This window comes from Flavobacterium sp. (assembly GCF_035760125.1).
Lineage (GTDB): Bacteria > Bacteroidota > Bacteroidia > Flavobacteriales > Flavobacteriaceae > Flavobacterium.
Genome location: NZ_DASTTN010000173.1, coordinates 1 through 2,393, shown reverse-complemented (window position 1 = coordinate 2,393; position 2,393 = coordinate 1). Strand labels below are relative to the sequence as shown.

Below are 2,393 nucleotides of genomic sequence, written 5' to 3'. Positions count from 1 at the left end.
AGTTCTCGAATAACAATAATCCTCAACAACAATTCAACACAGTAATACAAAAAGGATAGCTATTTTTTAGAACTAACTATTAAAAAATCCTTCAAATAATAAGGTTCAAAATAAGCGACATCAACAGTGTCGCTTTTTTTGTATTTATCAAAACTTAAAGTACTCATTTCATTGGCAGATGGATATTTAATATCATCCAAAAACACAAAATTTTCTTTTGTCAAAACGTCTTTGCATTTCTCATTACAGTCACCTACAAAATACACGGTTTCTTGCACCTCTTCAAAAGAGTTTTCAGTAATAATTTCGGCTAAAACTTCTCTCTTTTTCTCTAATGAAGCAGAAAAAACAGCGCTATACACTTCCATTCTGCGAGCGTCTATCATAGGCACAATAAAACCATCAGTCACAGAAACTTTAGAAGCTAATGCCTGCAAAGTATCTATAGCGATTAATGGTATATTCAAAGCATAACACAATCCTTTGGCAGCAGAAACTCCAATACGCAAGCCCGTATAGGATCCTGGCCCCTGACTTACTGCAACTGCTTCCAAATCTTTCATATTAATTCCAGCTTCACTGATAATTTCTTCAATAAAAACGTGCAAACGCTCTGCATGAGAATAACCTTCCTCTGCAATTTCTTTGCACAATATTGTTTTTCCTTCTTTTGCCAAAGCAACAGAACAATTTTTGGTAGCGGTTTCAATGTTGAGAATATAGGACACTTTAATTTTAGAATTTAGATTGTCTATTTTAGAATTACAAATCTAAAATCAGCCAATAATTGATACAGTTGCAAATTTACACCGATTTTTGACAAATCCTTTATTAAAAACTGGAGTTGTGTATTAATTTGAAGCAGAAAGATTTGGCTTTTTGAGGAGGCAGCGGTCCCGCTATACGCTACAATCTTATAAGTCTCGTCCCAAAAGACAAGACTTATAAGGATTTCCACTTCTATCGGGGCTAAGGGAAGATATTTTTCATATTTTATTGAACACTCTCTAAATAGCTAAACCAAAAGATAATCAATGATATAAATCACCACTCATTTATATAAAAACACATAATTAACTATATAAAATCATCAATCACATATAAAAATATAATTCAATTATAGTAATACATAAATCAACTATATAAAATCATCACTCATTTATATAAAAACATATAACAAACTATATAAAAACATAAATCAACTATATAATATCATCACTCATCTATAGAAACGTATAATTAAACTATATAAAAACATAATTCAATTATACTAACTCATAATTCAATTATATAATATCATTACTCTAACAAACCTATAAGTTTGTTTTTTTTTGAATCTATGACATCTGAAATACTCATATATAAAAAAAACGCCCTGAAATTCAGGACGCCTCTCTTTTTTATATTGAAACAAAAACTATTTTTTCTTTTCTTCCGTTTGAAGAAATACTTTATCTCCAGAGTTTAAGTCTTTAGAAACCGTAGTATAAGGCCCTGTGATAACTACATCTCCTTTTTTCAAACCAGAAATGACTTCAATATTAGTGTCATCTTGAATTCCAGTTTTTATTATTCTGATTTTGGCTTTGTCACCAACTTTTACAAAAACACATTCTAGTTTTTTATCACTTTTCGTAGCTGCTTTTTTGTCGCCTTCTTCTGGACCATCCATTTTACCCACTTTTACTGCAGTCGTATCAGACTTCACAACAACTGAACTGATAGGAACGTGAACCACATTCGTTTTGGTTGTCGTAATAATATCAACCGTAGCGGTCATCCCTGGACGGAATGGAGAATAAGAAGCTGGCTTACCCACCATTAAATCTTGGTAAGAATCTTTTAAAATTCTAACTTTCACTTTAAAATTTGTCACCTGATCAGCTGTTAAAGCTGTACTAGCCGAATTGGAAATACTGGTTACAACACCTTTGAATTGTTTTTTCAAATAGGCATCCACTTCAACATTCGACAAATCTCCCACTTTTATTTTTACAATATCATTTTCGTTGACATCAACTTCAACTTCCATATTGTTTAAGTTGGCCACTCTTAAAAGTTCGGTACCCGCCATTTGTTGTGTTCCCAAAACTCTTTCACCGAGTTCTACGTTTAACACCGATATGGTTCCATCAGCTGGAGCATAAATAACCGTTCTCCCCAAGTTATCTTTTGCTTCATTTACGGATGCTGAAGCACTTTGCACATTGTAATAAGCGGATTGTTTATTGGCTTTTGCCACCTCAAAAGAGGCTACCGATTTATCCCAATCAGATTTCGAGATAATTCCCTTTTCAAACAAGGTTTTATTTCTTTCATAATTAGCTTTCGCTTCATTAAAAGAAGCATCAGACTGACTTAAACCAGCTTTGGTTCCAGACAAATTGGCCACT

2 protein-coding genes are annotated in these 2,393 nt (G+C 32.7%); both read right to left on the bottom strand.

Annotated elements, in window-relative coordinates:
* Positions 1–59: 59 nt before the first annotated feature.
* Complete coding sequence (tsaB, locus tag VFS71_RS06690) at positions 60–728, bottom strand: tRNA (adenosine(37)-N6)-threonylcarbamoyltransferase complex dimerization subunit type 1 TsaB (protein WP_326400146.1); 669 nt, start codon at positions 726–728, stop codon at positions 60–62.
* A gap of 689 nt (positions 729–1,417) precedes the next feature.
* Positions 1,418–2,393, bottom strand: a 976-nt coding sequence (locus tag VFS71_RS06685; protein ID WP_326400145.1) for an efflux RND transporter periplasmic adaptor subunit, incomplete at its 5' end; no start/stop codon positions are given.